Origin of the sequence: Amycolatopsis sp. DG1A-15b (genome assembly GCF_030285645.1) — a bacterium.
Classification (GTDB): Bacteria; Actinomycetota; Actinomycetes; order Mycobacteriales; family Pseudonocardiaceae; genus Amycolatopsis.
Window position 1 is genome coordinate 8,822,090 of the sequence record NZ_CP127296.1, and the last position, 14,127, is coordinate 8,836,216.

Genomic DNA, 14,127 nt, shown 5'->3' on the forward strand with positions numbered 1-14,127 from the left:
CCTGGCCTCAGCCCACCGGCTCGGTGGCGTGATCGACGTAAAGCCTTGCCTTGGTGCGGATGTCGTCGACGAGCACGGCCTGCCGGGCCACGTCGTCGTTGTCGGGCAGCCGTCCCGAACGGACGGCCGCGGCGAAGGCGGTTAGCGTGTTCGCCACCTGATCGTCGGGCGGCAGCGGGATTTCGTCAACGCCCGAACGCCGTTCCAGGCGGACCAACGGGATGTGGTCGGCGGGCGGGGTGAAGGCGTGGTCGAGCACGATCCGGCCCTCACTGCCCCAAAGTTCGTACCCGGACCGGTAGGCGTGGTCGATCCCGAAGGTCGCGGACGCGCCCACGCCGTCGCCGGTGCACAGCAGCGCCTGCCCGGCGGAGTCGACGGGGTGGCCGTGGCGCCGGGTGAGCACCGCCGAGACGACGTCGACTTCGCCGCCCAGGAAGGACATCGCCGCGCGCACCGGGTAGACGCCGGTGTCCAGCAGCGCACCGCCGCCGAGCTCGGCGCGGTGGCGGATGTCGTCGGACGGGCGGGCCGGCACGGCGAACGCGGCGTGGAACGCCCGCAGCTCGCCGATCGCGCCGTCGGCCAGCAGGTCCCGGACCGCCACGTGCTGGCTGTGGTGGAGGAACATGACGTTCTCCATCAGCACGAGCCCGGCCGACTTCGCGGCCGCGATCAGGTCCCGCGTGCGGGAAACACTGGTGGTCAACGGTTTCTCGGCGAGCACGTGCTTGCCGGCGGCCAGTGCGCGCTCGATCCAGCCGGCGTGCGTCGCGTTAGGCAGCGGGATGTACACGGCTTCGACGTCGTCGAGGTCCAGCAGCGCCGAATACCCCTCGACCGCGCGGCACGCGTAGGCGCGCGCGATTTCCCCGGCCTTGCCGGCGTTCCGGCTGGCGATCGCCGCGATTTCCGTGCGGGGCAGGGCCGCCATGGCGGGCAGCATCTTCCGGAGCGCGATGCTCGCGCATCCCATGATCCCGATGCGCAGTGGGGCCACGGGATCTCCTTCACGGACGCACGATTCCGGCACGGTTCGCCCGCCACGTTAGGACAGGGCCGCCGATCCGGGCATCCCCCGTCCTGATAGCGATCGCCCGCGAGGAAAGGGCCGGACAATGGATCGGAACATTGGTACTTTGCCCTTATGGCCACTGGGAGGAAGCCGTTCCGGTTCGGGGTCGACCTCATCACACCCGCGCCGCGGCGAGCTTGGGTCGAAAGGTGCCGCAAGGCCGAGGAACTCGGCTACGACGTCATCGGGGTGGGTGATCACCTGGGCATGCCGGCGCCGTTTCCGGCGCTGGTGCTGGCCGCGGAGAACACCGAACGCGTCCGGCTCACGACCTTCGTCCTCAACGCCGGGTTCTACCACCCCGTGCTGCTCGCCCGGGAGGTCACCGGCACCGACCAGCTCACCGGCGGCCGGCTCGAACTCGGCCTCGGCGCGGGATACGTCGAAGCGGAGTTCGACGCCGCCGGGATTCCCTTTCCGAAGGCCCGGCAACGGCTCGATCACCTGGAACGGACGATCAAGGAGCTCAAGAAGAGCTACGCCGATCCGGCGCACCAGCCGCGGCCGGCGCAGCCGGGCGGCCCGCCGCTGCTGCTGGGCGGGCGCGGGAACGGCCTGCTCACCCTGGCCGCCGAGCACGCGGACACCATCGCGTTCATCGGCGCCACGGCCTCGCACAAGATGCTGCTGGCCGACGCCGCCGAGCTCACCGACCGGGTCGGGTTCGCCAAGGCCGCGCTCGGCACACGGGCGGCGGAGGTCGAACTGAACGTCTTCGCCCACTGCGTCGACGTCACCGCCGATCGCCGGGCCGGCCTGGAAGCGGTGCACCGGCGGATGCCCGAGCGCACGGTCGAGCAGCTCGCCGAACTGCCGACCGTGCTCGTCGGCACCGTCGCGCAGATCGCCGAGCAACTCGAAACCCACCGGGAGCGCTACGGGTTCAGCTACTTCACCGTGCTCGAGCACAACCTCGAAGCGCTCGCCCCGGTCATCGATCTCCTGCACGGGAAGTAGGGGACCACGACGAAGGGAGCCCGCCCGTGGCGAACCGCCCGATGAAGTTCTCCACCTTCCACCTCTTCCACCAGTTCGCGGGGATGAGCGCGCCGGAGGTCTACGGCTACCACGTCGAGCTCGTGGAGCTCCTGGAGGAGCTCGGCTTCGACGGCGTGTGGATGGCCGAGCACCACTTCCACGACTTCGGCACCGTGCCGAACACGCTCACCATGCTCGCCCACCTGGCGGGCCGCACCGAACGGCTCCGGCTCGGCACCGGGATCGTCGTGCTGCCGCTGCGCAACCCTATCCACGTGGCCGAGGAGGCCGCGATGGTGGACCTGCTCTCGGGCGGCCGGCTCGAGCTCGGCATCGGCCGCGGCTACCAGAGCATCGAGTTCGAGAACTTCGGGCTCGACCTCGCCGAATCCCGCGACCGGTTCGACGAGTGCCTCGACGTGCTGCTCGGCCTCTTCACCACGGAGAAGTTCGAGTACCAGGGCCGGTTCCACGAGACCACCCACCCCCTGACGCTGTTTCCCAGGCCGGTGCAGCGGCCGCACCCGCCGCTGCACGTGGCCGCGATCAGCCCCGAGACCGTGCGGAAGTACGCCGCCCGCGGCCTGCCGATCCTGGCCGACCCGGCCGCCCCCTTCGCGCGGATCGCCGAGGCCGCGCGGACCTGGCACGAGACCGCCGCCGCCCACGGGGTCGACGCGGTGGACACCGAACTCGTCGCCAGCCGCGTGGTGTACGTCGCCGAGTCCGACGAGCGGGCCCGCGAAGAGCAGGCCCGGTTCGAGGCGGCGTTCGACCGGACGCGGGTCTTCCTGGCGGGCAACGCGCCGATCGACCTGAAGACCGGCGGGGCCGCGAAGAGCTACGAGTACCATCTGGAACGCCTCAAGGACCTCTCGGCCGAAAAGGACTTCGCCTGGAACCAGCTGGAGGTCATCGGTGATCCCGAGCGCGTCATCGGCCAGATCCGGTCCATTCAGGACATGGGGTACGGCAACCTGTTGTGCGACTTCGGCTCGACGCGGCAGATGCCGCTCGAGGAGATGAAGAAGCTGCTGAAGTTCTTCGCCGCCGAGGTCATGCCCGCGTTCCGCTGACCACCCGGTTCCTATCAGGTCGGGGGATGCCCGCCGCGCGGTGCCCGTCCTACGCTCGCCGGAGCCGAGGAAGGGAGTGACGTGGTCCACAGCGCGATACACGAGGACACGGCACGGGACGGACGCTCCGACGCCGTGGCCGACGACGCGGTCATGTCCATGGCGGACTTCCACTCCTGGTTCAACGCGCGGGCCCGCGCGAACAGCTTCCAGGTGGACCGGATCCCGTTTGCCGACCTGTCCGGCTGGGACTTCGAGCCGGACACCGGCAACCTGGTGCACGCCAGCGGCCGGTTCTTCTCGGTCGAGGGCCTGCGCGTCCGGACCGACCGGCCCTGGGTGAGCGAGTGGGCCCAGCCGATCATCGTGCAGCCGGAGATCGGCGTGCTCGGCATCCTCGTCAAGCGGTTCGACGGTGTCCCGCACTGCCTGATGCAGGCGAAGATGGAGCCGGGCAACATCAACGGCCTGCAGATCTCGCCGACCGTGCAGGCCACCCGCAGCAACTACATGAAGGTCCACGGCGGCGCGGCCACCAAGTACATGGAGTACTTCCGGCCCGGCTCCCGCGGCCGCGTGCTGTTCGACGGGCTGCAGTCCGAGCAGGGGTCGTGGTTCCTGCACAAGCGCAACCGCAACATCGTCGTCGAGACCGACGACGACGTCCCGCTGGACGAGGACTTCTGCTGGCTGACGCTCGACCAGATCCGGCGCCTGCTGCGGCTGGACCACATGGTGAACATGGATTCCCGGACCGTACTGGCGTGCGTCCCGCCCGCCTTGGCGCGGCCGGACGAGGGGACCACCGGCGACGGCTCGTTCGTCGAAGCGGTCCACCGCTCGCTGTCGGGCCGCGGCCGGGCCGTGCACGACCCGGGCCACATCCTCAGCTGGCTCACCGAGGTGCGCGCCCGCCAGGAGCTGGTGCAGCGCCGGGTGCCGCTCAAGGAGATCGCCGAGGACGGCTGGCGCCTCGGCCACGACGTAATCGACCACCGCGACGGCAAGTACTTCGACGTCGTCGCGGTGGCCGTGGAAGCCAGCAACCGCGAGGTCACCGCGTGGACCCAGCCGCTGGTGGCGCCCCGGCAGTCCGGCCTGCTCGCGTTGCTGGTCAAGCGGATCGGCGGCACGCTGCACGCGCTGGTGCAGGCCCGCAGCGACGCGGGCACGCTCAACATCGCCGAGCTGACCGCGACGGTGCACTGCCAGCCCGGCAACTACACCGACGCGCCGGCGGAGTACCGCCCGCCCTACCTCGACTACGCGCTGGCCGCCGCGACCGGACGCGTGCGGCTGGACGTCGTGCATTCCGAGGAGGGCGGCCGGTTCTACCACGCGCAGAACCGCTACCTGGTGATCGAGGTCGAGGACGACTTCGCCGCCGAGCCCGACGACCGGTTCCTCTGGACGACGCTGAGCCAGCTGATGTCGCTGCTGTCGCACAGCAACTACCTGACGGTGGAACTGCGCAGCCTGATGGCCGGCATGCGCAGCTTCTGAGCGCGGTGGGCGAAAAGGCCGGTCCCGCGGGACCGGCCTTTTCGCTTGCGTCCGGATCAGCCGGTCGGCACCGCGGCACGCAGCCGGTAGCGCAGGGCGCCGGCCAGGGCTTCCAGCCCGCCCGGGCCGGCCGTGCCGAAGACGTGGTAGTCCGGCCGCACCAGCACCGAAGCCGCGCCGAACCGGGCCAGGAACGGCCGGTAGACGTCGTCGACGTCCACGGTGCCGTCGAGGCGGACGACGTGCGTCGCCAGCTCGGCGAGGAAGTCCGAGTGGGTCTCCTCGGTGGTCAGCAGCACGAAACCCCGGCCGGCGACGTCGTCGAAGAGCCCCGTGGTGCCAGCCAGGCGCACCCGGCCCTGTGGCACCACCACACCCGCGCCCGGGCTTTCGTGGTGCAGGCCGCCGGTGAGCGGCTTCGCCGGTTCGGGCCGGCCCGCCGGCTTGCCGCGGCGGTTGGCCAGCACGGTCGCGTCCCGCTCGGCGGCGGCCGCCGGGTCCGTCACGCAGATCACCCGGCCCAGCTGGACCGACGCGAGGATGGCCTCCCGGGCCTGCTCGCGGCGCTCGTCGCCGTAACTGTCCAAAAGGGACTCGGACGCCGAGCCGCGGAGGACGAGGTCGAGCTTCCACGCCAGGTTGGTGACGTCGCGGATGCCGGAGCACATGCCCTGCCCGGCGAACGGCGGCATGAGGTGCGCCGCGTCGCCGGCGAGCAGGACGTGCCCGGCCCGCCACCGGTCGGCCCACCGGGCCTGGAAGATGTAGGTGGTGCTGCGCAGCAGGGTGGCGGTTTCGGGGGTGACGCCGAAGGGAGCCATCAGCCGCCACGCCGTCTCGTCCTTGTTGAGCTCGGCCGCGTTTTCGCCCGGCAGCCGCATGAACTCCCACCGGCGGCGGCCGGGCCCGCTGCCCACCAGCGTGGTGGGCCGGGCCGGGTCGCAGATCTGCACGTTCGTCGGCACGAACTCGCGCGGCTCGGTCAGCTGGACGTCGCAGAGCAGCCACTCGTAGGAGAAACCGAGGTCGGTCACCGGCACGTCGAGGTGCTCGCGCACGAAGCTGTTGGCGCCGTCGCAGCCGACGGCCCACCGTGCCGTGAGCGTCCGCGAAACGTCGTCGGAGTCGACGGCGGTCACCTGGACGTGCTCGCCGTCCGCGATGGCCACAACTTCGTGCCCGCGCAGCACGGTGATCTCCGGCAGTTCCGCCGCCCGGGCCGCGAGGAGTTCCTCCAGCGCGGGCTGGTGCATGGTGTTCGCGTCGGGCCAGCCGTACCGGCCGTCGGTGGTGAAGGCGATGTCCAGCAGTGCCTGCCCGTCGGCGGTCTGCCACTGGTAGCCGTTGGCCGGGGCGGTGATCCGCCCGAGGTCCGGGCCGATGCCGGTGGCGGCCAGCAGCCGGGCCGTTTCGCCGTCGAAGCTGGTGGCCCGCGGCAGCTGGTACGGCCGGGGCCGGCGTTCGAGCACCGTCACCCGCCAGCCGCGCTGGGCCAGCAGCACCGAGAGCGTGGCGCCGATGGGACCGTTGCCGACGATGACGACGTCCGTGTCCGTCAAGGGAACCTCACAGGGTCACAGGGTCACAGGTCGCGAGTCAGGCGGGCCAGCTGTTCGCGCAGGCAGTCGAGGCGCTGCGGCAGCGACGGATCGCCCTCGGGCCAGCCGAGGTCGATGCCCACCCGGCCGCCGAAGCTGCTCAGCACGTAGCCGCCGAGCGCGATGGTCTCCCGCATCCGGGACGCCGAGTGCAGGTTGGTCAGCCGCAGGCCGTGCGGGGTGCGCATCGGCGGGGCGACGCCCCAGTTCATGACGCTGACCACGGCGAGGGCGAGCTTCGGGTCCCACGGTTTCGCGGCGGCGGGCCGCGCGAACATGTCCAGGATGCTGCGCTGCACGGACCCGTCGGCGAGGCCGGCCCGCAGCTGCTCGCCGATGGCCTGGCCGATCGCGACGGCGTCGTGCGGGAGCTCGTCGGTGACCTTGAACCCGACCCCGCCGAGCACGTTCGTGCCCTCGGTCGCGCCGACCGGGGGAGTGAGCCTGCTGCGCAGGTTCACCGAGTACCGGTGGACGAGGTCGGTCAGCGGCATGTCGCGGATCTCGGCCTCGGCGAGCAGCACCGCGCCCGACACGAGACCGTTGATCGTCACCTTCTCGCGGTGGCCCAGTTCCGCCAGCGTCGTCGTTTCGGCTTCGGTCAGCCGGTGCTGGACGACGTGCCGGATGACGGGATCCGGCCGGGTCGCGGGTGGCGCCGCCGGGGTGACGGTGCCGTTCGCGTGGATGCCGCGTTCGGCCAGCAGGTCCTCCAGCGACCGCGGGTACGGGTGCCGGCCCAGGTCGAGCGGCACACCTTCGACGACGTCGGTGTAGCAGGACCAGAGCGCCGAGAGGATCGCGGTGGCGTGGTGGGCGTCGGCGACGCTGTGCTGGATCGCCAGGCAGACGCCGGCTTCGTCGCCGTCGCGGACGACGTTGAGCGCGCTCAGCGCCCGGCTCTGGTCGAGGTCCAGTCCCGCGAGTGGCCGGGACGGGTCGCCGTCGGCGAACCGGATTTCCGGCCGCGTGCCGGACTCGGTGAGCACCGCGCCTTCGCCGGTGAACTCCACCCGGGCCGAAAGCTGGGGGTAGGCGCGGCAGACCGCTTCGAACGCGGTCGTCAGCGCCTCGGGATCGAGCCGGCCCTCGGCGCGCACGGTGTACCCGATGTAGGCCTCTTTGACGGCGTGGATGCTCTCGCTGGGCGCCAGCGCGCGCCGGACAGCCGCTCGCGTCACGAGTTCCCTCCCGCGGATCCGGTCAGCGCGGGGACGGCCAGCTTCTCCGTCATCGTCGCGATCATCGGGGCGGCCTGGTCGACCAGGAAGAAGTGGCCGCCCGGCAGCACCCGCAGGTCCGCCGGCCCGGTGGTGTGCTCCTCCCAGGCGCGGGCCTCCTCGACCGACACCCGCGGATCGCGGTCGCCGGTGAACACCGTGATGGGGCAGTTCAGCTGCCGTCCGGGCTCGTGCCGGTACGTCTCCACCGCGCGGTAGTCACTGCGGATCGCGGGCAGGACCATGGCCAGCAGTTCGGGGTCGGCGAGCATGGCCGCGTCGGAACCGCCCAGCTTCCGCAGCTCGGCGACGAGCCGTTCGTCCGACGCGCCGCGCACGTCGTCGTCGCGGTAGCGCGACGGCGCCCGCCGCCCGGACGCGAACAGGTGCACCGGAGCGGGCAGCCCGGCTTCGGTCATCCGCAACGCCAGTTCGTAGCCGATGATCGCGCCCATGCTGTGCCCGAACAGCGCCAGCGGCCGGTCGCCGAACGGGCGCAGCACCTCCAGCAGCCGGTTGGTCAGCCCGCCGATGCTGTCGACGGGCGGCTCGTGGCGCCGGTCCTGGCGGCCCGGGTACTGGACCGCCAGGACCTCCACCGCGGGAGCGAGGGCCTTGGCGAGCGGGAAGAAGAAGCTGGCCGAGCCGCCGGCGTGGGGCAGGCACACGAGCCGCGCTCGCGCGTCGGGTGCCCGTTCGAAACGGCGCAACCACTTCTCGGCATCTGGTCGGTGCACGGCGGACTGCCTTTCGGAACTTTTCCCGCCCTCAGGCGAGCTTCAGGGGGAGCGTCTTGGTCCGGGTGAACGCCGGCCGCAGGATCCACGGGATCTCGTCGCGCGGCACGGCCAGGGTCAGGTCCGGGAACCGGGTGAACAGCCCGTGCAGCGCCACCTCGGCCTCCTGGTAGGCGAGGTGCTGGCCCAGGCAGCGGTGGATGCCCTTGCCGAAGGACAGGTGCATCTCGTTGGCGACGCTCAGCCGGTCGACGAGCAGCTTGTCCGGCTCCGGGAACTTGCGCGGGTCGGTGTTGGCGGCCAGCAGCAGCGGCGCGACCGGCGTCCCCCGCGGGATGGTGACGCCGCCCAGTTCGACGTCTTCCGAAGGGAAGCGGGCCTGCGTGAACTGGAGCGGGCCCAGGCGCTGCAGCTCGCGCACGGCCTGCGCCCACAGCGCCGGCTCGGCCTTCAGCCGCGCGAGCTGGTCGGGCTGCTCGAGCAGGAACAGCACGGAGTTCCCGATCAGGTAGGTCGTCGTCTGGTGCCCGGCCGTGACGAGGCTGAACAGGATGCCGACGATCTCGTCGTCGGACACCCGGCCCGGATCCTCCGCCTGGGCTTGCACCAGGGCGGTGACCAGGTCGTCCTTCGGCTCGACGCGCCGTCGTGCCATCAGCTCGCGCGAGAGGGCGATGCACTGGCGCAGGGCGGGCGGGATCTTCGGCCCGTCCATCGTCGCCATCGCGTTGCCCCAGGCGTGCCAGGCCGCGCGGTCGGGTTCGTCGATGCCGACCAGCTCGCAGATGACCGTGACCGGCAGCGGGAAGCAGAACTCCTCGACGATGTCGACCGGCGACCCGTCCGCACCCAGTTCGGCCATCCGGTCGAGCAGGTCCTCGGTGATCTTCTCGACGCGCGGCCGCAGCGCGTTGACGCGGCGCGCGGTCAGCGCGTACGAGACCAGCTTGCGCAGCCGCGTGTGGTCCTCGCCGTCGGCGGTGTTGAGCTTGTTGGCCATCCACGGGATGAGGTCTTCGGGGAAGTTCATCGCCTTGAAGACGCCGTCGCGGATGTCGGCCAGCGGCGAGTCCGACGGCGGGTTGGTGAGGAAGCGCGGGTCGGTGAGGACCGTGAGCACGTCCTCGTAGCGGGTGGCCAGCCACATGTCCGGCCCGCCCATCATGGTGCCGATGTTCAGCGTCCCGGTGTGCGGCAACGGTTCTTCGCGCAACCGCGCGTACCAGCCGAACGGGTCGGCGACCACTTCCGGTGAGAACAGGTCGACCGGCTTGGCCGAAGGCTTGGCGGTGGCGGTCATGGCCATCCCTTCCTGGTGCCGACGCGGGCGGTCCCGCTCGCGTGCGGCGGGCCCGGATTCGGACGGTAGGCAAGGGCCGCCCGGTTGAGCATCCCCCAACCTGACAGTGCTCGTGCCTGCGTCCCTTGTGGACGGTCGTGAGCCACCCCGGCGCTATCAGAACGAGGGATGCCCGGCCGGGCGAGCCTGACCTAGTCTCCGAAAGACCTTGCAGGCCAGGCGTTGATCGACACGCGGTCACGCGAAACGATGCTTAGGGGTACTGGTGACGAAGCCGACTCCGAACGAGATTGGTAAGGGCTACGACGCTTTCGCGGACCTGCTCGACCAGCTCTGGGGTGAAAACCTGCACCACGGTTACTGGGACGACGAGTCCGCGACGCTCGAAGAGGCCACCACGCGGCTGACCGACCGGCTGGCCGGGATGCTGCCGCTGCGGGCCGGCGACCGGCTGCTCGACATCGGCTGCGGCAACGGCGAACCGGCGATCCGGATGGCGACGGCGAATGACGTCATGGTCACCGGCATCTCGATCAGCGAGAAGCAGGTGGAGCGCGCGAACGACCGCGCGTACAAGGCCGACGTCGACGACCGGGTCGTCTTCGAGTACGCCGACGCGATGGAGCTGCCGTACGAGGACGGGTCGTTCGACCTCGTCTGGGCGCTGGAGTCGCTGCACCACATGCCGGACCGCTGGCACGTGATCCGCCAGGCCGCCCGGGTGCTGCGGCCGGGCGGGCGGCTGGCGCTCGGCGACTTCCTGCTCGTGCCGAGCCCCGCCGGCCTGGAGGCCGACGCCGAGCGCGTGCGCGAGGTGGGCAAGGGCGTGGTGGCGGTCGTGTCGCTCGACGAGTACCAGGACCACCTCCGCGAAGCCGGCCTCGAGCCCGAAAGCGCCGAGGACGTCAGCCAGTACACCCGGCCGTCGTGGACCAAGGCGGCGGAGCGGTTCGAAGGACTGCGGGAACAGGCCCTGCAGCACATCGAGGCCGCGCAGTTCGAGGTCACCCTCGGCCGGTTCCGCGCGTTCAGCGAGGAACCGTCGCTGGGGTACGTCCTGCTGACCGCGCGCAAGCCCGACTGAGGAAGCCCGAAACCATGCAGATGACCGAAGAGAACCTCCGCGGCCTGTTCGGCCGGATGACGGGGGACGAGAAGCACGGCTGGGCCGCGGCGTCGACGTTGCACGCGATCTGGGTGCTCTACGAACGCGTGCTCAACGTGTCGCCGTCGAACATCGACGACCCCGGCCGCGACCGGTTCTACCTCTCCAAGGGCCACGGCCCGATGGCCTACTACGCGGTGCTGGCCGCGAAGGGCTTCATCGAGCCGGAAACGCTGGACACCTGGCGGCAGTGGGGTTCGCCGCTGGGCATGCACCCGGACCGCAACCTGGCGCCCGGCGTGGAGATCAGCAGCGGCTCCCTCGGCCACGGGCTCCCGCTCGGCGTCGGCACCGCGCTCGGGCTGCGCGCCCAGGGCCGCGACGCCCGCGTGTTCGTCCTGATGGGCGACGGCGAGTTCGACGAGGGCAGCAACCACGAGACGATGGCGATCGCCGGACGGCTCGGGATCGGCAGCCTCACCGCGATCGTCATCGACAACAAGACGGCGAGCCTCGGCTGGCCGGGCGGCATCGCCGGGCGCTTCGAACAGGAGGGCTGGGCCGCCACCACGGTCGACGGCCGCGACCACGACGCGCTGGAGAAGGCGCTGACCGGGGAGACCGACGGGCGGCCGCGTGCGGTCATCGCGGAAATCCTCCCGATCGAGGAAGGGAGCACCGCATGACCGCCCAGGTGACCAGGAAGCAGATGCGGACCGTCTTCGCCGAGACGGTGATCGAGTCGCTGGCCACGGACCCGCGGGTGGTCATGCTGACCGCCGACATCTCGTCGTGGTTCTTCTGGGAGGTCAAGAAGGACTTCCCGGACCGCGTCCACAACTTCGGCATCCGCGAGCAGGCGATGATCGACATCGCCGGCGGCTTCGCGCTGGCCGGCCAGCGGCCGGTGGTGCACACGTACGCGCCGTTCCTGGTCGAGCGGCCGTTCGAGCAGATCAAGATCGGCCTCGGCCACCAGGACGTCGGCGCGGTGCTGGTCAGCGTGGGTGCCTCCTACGACGACCCGTCGTGGGGCCGCACCCACCAGGCGCCGGGCGACGTGGCGCTGCTGGACACGCTGCCGGGCTGGACGGTGCACGTCCCGGGCCACGAGGACGAGGTCGGGCCGCTGCTGAGCAAGGCCATCGCGGGCGACAACCGGGTCTACGTCCGGCTGTCCGAACGCGCGAACAGCGAAGCGGTGCCGGTGTCCGACGGGTTCACGGTGCTGCGCCGGGGCAGCGCGGGCGTGGTGATCGCGGTCGGCCCGGTGCTGGACCAGGTCCTGGCCGCGACGGCCACGGCGGACGTGACGGTGCTGTACGCGTCGACGATCCGCCCGTTCGACCACGCGGGTCTCCGCGCGGCGGTGGGCGCGGCGGCTCCGAACGTGGTGCTGGTCGAGCCGTACCTGCGCGGGACGTCGGCGTTCGAGGTGACCGAAGCGCTGGCAGACGTACCGCACCGCCTGAGGTCGTTCGGAACGTGGCGCGACCGCGAGGCCCGCGTCTACGGAACGCCCGAGGAACACGACCGCCTGTTCGGCGTGGACGCCGAGTCGCTGGCGGATTCGATCACCCGCTTCGTCGGCTGAGCCACGAACGGACCCCGACCGGCTCCACGCCGCACCGCCAACCCCCAGGCGGTGTGGCGCGGAGCCGGTTTTCGTCGCGCGCTGCTGACGGCCAACGCGCCCAGCGCACGGCCCACGGCCCACGGCGACGCGCGGATCGGCGGCTTGATCGCCGGCCATGGTGCTTCCACCGGCCGCAGATTTCTGGCGGCGATCGATGATCTCCCCGAGCCGAGCCGAGCCGAGCCGAGCCGAGCCGAGCCGAGCCGAGCCGAGCCGAGCCGAGCCGAGCCGAGCCGAGCCGAGCCGAGCCGAGCCGAGCCGAGCCGAGCCGAGCCGAGCCGAGCCGAGCCGAGCCGAGCCGAGCCGAGCCGAGCCGAGCCGAGCCGAGCCGAGCCGAGCCGAGCCGAGCCGAGCCGAGCCGAGCCGAGCCGAGCCGAGCCGAGCCGAGCCGAGCCGAGCCGAGCCAGGCCGAGTCCCGCTGAGCCACCCGGCAAGCCGCGCGCCCCGCACACGCAAAAGCCCGGACCGCCGTCGACGGTCCGGGCCTCTTTCTCCGCGTCCTAGGGAGCGTCCCAGGCGATCGGGAGCGAGTGCACCCCGTAGGTCAGCATGTCGTTGCGCAGGGGGACCTCCTCCGGCGGTACCGCCAGGCGGAGGTTCGGCAGGCGGCGCAGCAGCTCGGCGTAGCCCGCCTGCATCTCCATCCGGGCCAGCTGCTGGCCGAGGCACTGGTGCACGCCGTGGCCGAACGCCAGGTGCGGGCCGCGGGGGCGGGTCAGGTCGAGGTCCGGGTCCGGCCACTGCCGCTCGTCGCGGTTGGTGGCCACCACGGAGACCACCACGGTCGAGCCGGCCGGGATGTGCTCGCCGGCGAACTCCAGGTCCTCCTTGGCGAACCGGAAGATCCCCGGGTTCACCACGGACAGGTAGCGCAGCAGCTCCTCGACCGCGTCGGCGATGCGGGACGGGTCGTCGCGCAGCGTGGCGAGCTGGTCGGGGCGCTGCAGCAGCACGAAGATGCCCAGCCCCAGCATGCTCGCCGTGGTGTCGTAGCCGGCGATGAGCAGCAGGTTGGCGATGTTGATCAGCTCGTCGTCGGTGAGCGCGGGGTCGGCGCCGGCGTGGTGGATCAGGCCGGAGATGAGGTCGCCCGCCGGGTTCTTGCGCTTGTCGGTCACCAGCTCTTGCATGAACGCGCGCAGGGCGTCGGCGTTCTTCACCGCCTCCGCGACCGGGGCGTTCATCTGCAGCAGGGCCGACGCGCGCTGCTGGAACTCCGCCCGGTCCTCGTAACGCACCCCGAGCAGCTCGCAGATCATCAGCGAGGGGGCGGGAAACGCGAATTCGGTCATCAGGTCGGCGGTGGTCCCGCCGGCCAGCATGGCGTCCACCCGCCCGGCGACGATCTCGTCGATCCGGGCGCTCAGCTCGCGGATCCGCCGGACGGTGAACTGCCCGGTGAGCAGTTTCCGGTACCGGGTGTGCTCCGGCGGGTCCATGTTGATGAACGACCCCGCCCGCGCCTTGTCATCACGCAGGCGCTCCCGGAATTCGGGCGACAATTCCTTGAACCGGGGGTGGTACTGGAAGCGGTCGGAGGAAAAGCGCGGGTCCGAAAGCACCGCGCGCGCTTCCTCGTACCCGGACACGAGCCAGAACGGGTCGCCGGCGGCCAGCGTCGCCCGGGCGACGGGACCCCGTTCGCCGACGGCCACCAGAGCGGGCGGCACGCGGAACGGGTCTTCGCGCCGGACGAACTCCGGGGGCAGTGGTGAGCGCAGCGATTCGGTGCTGGGCGCGTTTTCGGTCACTTTGGTCGTCACTGCGGAGGAACTCCATTCCCGGATCGCCGGACAAGCCTCGGCCGGAGCCTAAGTTCTCCGCGGCCGGGTGGGCATCCCTCGGTCTGATAGGTCACCGGGCGCAACTATCAACGTTGGGGTGGTGCCCCCAGAACCG

12 protein-coding genes are annotated in these 14,127 nt (G+C 71.3%); 6 read left to right on the forward strand and 6 right to left on the reverse strand.

All coding sequences use genetic code 11. The features are described 5' to 3' along the window. Positions 1-7 precede the first annotated feature (7 nt). Entirely contained in the window at positions 8-1,000 is a 993-nt protein-coding gene (locus tag QRY02_RS40905) for a Gfo/Idh/MocA family protein (RefSeq protein WP_285988075.1), read from the reverse strand. Positions 1,001-1,147: 147 nt separating this feature from the next. Here QRY02_RS40905 and QRY02_RS40910 point away from each other — a divergent pair, with 147 nt between their 5' ends. From QRY02_RS40910 to QRY02_RS40920, 3 genes are all read left to right on the forward strand, one after another. Then, entirely contained in the window at positions 1,148-2,032 is an 885-nt protein-coding gene (locus QRY02_RS40910) for a TIGR03621 family F420-dependent LLM class oxidoreductase (RefSeq protein WP_285988076.1), read from the forward strand. A 26-nt stretch (positions 2,033-2,058) separates the two neighbouring features. Then, positions 2,059-3,129, forward strand: coding sequence for an LLM class flavin-dependent oxidoreductase (locus QRY02_RS40915; RefSeq protein ID WP_285988077.1), 1,071 nt, complete (start codon positions 2,059-2,061; stop codon positions 3,127-3,129). Positions 3,130-3,210: 81 nt separating this feature from the next. Further along, positions 3,211-4,632: an NDP-hexose 2,3-dehydratase family protein gene (locus QRY02_RS40920; RefSeq protein ID WP_387041093.1), complete on the forward strand. Its 1,422-nt coding sequence runs from the start codon at positions 3,211-3,213 to the stop codon at positions 4,630-4,632. Positions 4,633-4,688: 56 nt separating this feature from the next. On the opposite strand, the gene mhpA is transcribed toward QRY02_RS40920, so the two are convergent. From mhpA to QRY02_RS40940, 4 genes are read right to left on the reverse strand one after another with little or no spacing between them, the layout of a single operon-like run. Continuing rightward, positions 4,689-6,191: a bifunctional 3-(3-hydroxy-phenyl)propionate/3-hydroxycinnamic acid hydroxylase MhpA gene (mhpA, locus tag QRY02_RS40925; RefSeq protein WP_285988079.1), complete on the reverse strand. Its 1,503-nt coding sequence runs from the start codon at positions 6,189-6,191 to the stop codon at positions 4,689-4,691. A gap of 23 nt (positions 6,192-6,214) precedes the next feature. Continuing rightward, a complete protein-coding gene (locus QRY02_RS40930) occupies positions 6,215-7,411 on the reverse strand; it encodes a phthiocerol/phthiodiolone dimycocerosyl transferase family protein (protein ID WP_285988080.1) in 1,197 nt (398 codons plus the stop codon). Continuing rightward, positions 7,408-8,160, reverse strand: coding sequence for a thioesterase II family protein (locus tag QRY02_RS40935; RefSeq protein WP_285994069.1), 753 nt, complete (start codon positions 8,158-8,160; stop codon positions 7,408-7,410). The genes QRY02_RS40930 and QRY02_RS40935 overlap by 4 nt, the downstream gene beginning before the upstream one ends. Before the next feature lie 58 nt (positions 8,161-8,218). Further along, the gene (locus QRY02_RS40940; protein WP_353068211.1) at positions 8,219-9,493 is read right to left on the reverse strand and encodes a cytochrome P450 family protein; all 1,275 of its coding nucleotides are present in this window, start codon (positions 9,491-9,493) and stop codon (positions 8,219-8,221) included. Between the two features lie 259 nt (positions 9,494-9,752). Here QRY02_RS40940 and QRY02_RS40945 point away from each other — a divergent pair, with 259 nt between their 5' ends. From QRY02_RS40945 to QRY02_RS40955, 3 genes are read left to right on the forward strand one after another with little or no spacing between them, the layout of a single operon-like run. After that, positions 9,753-10,571, forward strand: coding sequence for a 27-O-demethylrifamycin SV methyltransferase (locus tag QRY02_RS40945; protein ID WP_285988082.1), 819 nt, complete (start codon positions 9,753-9,755; stop codon positions 10,569-10,571). Between the two features lie 14 nt (positions 10,572-10,585). Next, the gene (locus QRY02_RS40950) at positions 10,586-11,278 is read left to right on the forward strand and encodes a thiamine pyrophosphate-binding protein (protein WP_285988083.1); all 693 of its coding nucleotides are present in this window, start codon (positions 10,586-10,588) and stop codon (positions 11,276-11,278) included. Continuing rightward, entirely contained in the window at positions 11,275-12,186 is a 912-nt protein-coding gene (locus QRY02_RS40955; protein WP_285988084.1) for a transketolase family protein, read from the forward strand. The genes QRY02_RS40950 and QRY02_RS40955 overlap by 4 nt, the downstream gene beginning before the upstream one ends. Before the next feature lie 542 nt (positions 12,187-12,728). Here the strand turns inward: QRY02_RS40955 and QRY02_RS40960 are convergent. Then, complete coding sequence (locus tag QRY02_RS40960; RefSeq protein ID WP_285988085.1) at positions 12,729-13,991, reverse strand: cytochrome P450; 1,263 nt, start codon at positions 13,989-13,991, stop codon at positions 12,729-12,731. Between the last annotated feature and the right edge of the window lie 136 nt (positions 13,992-14,127).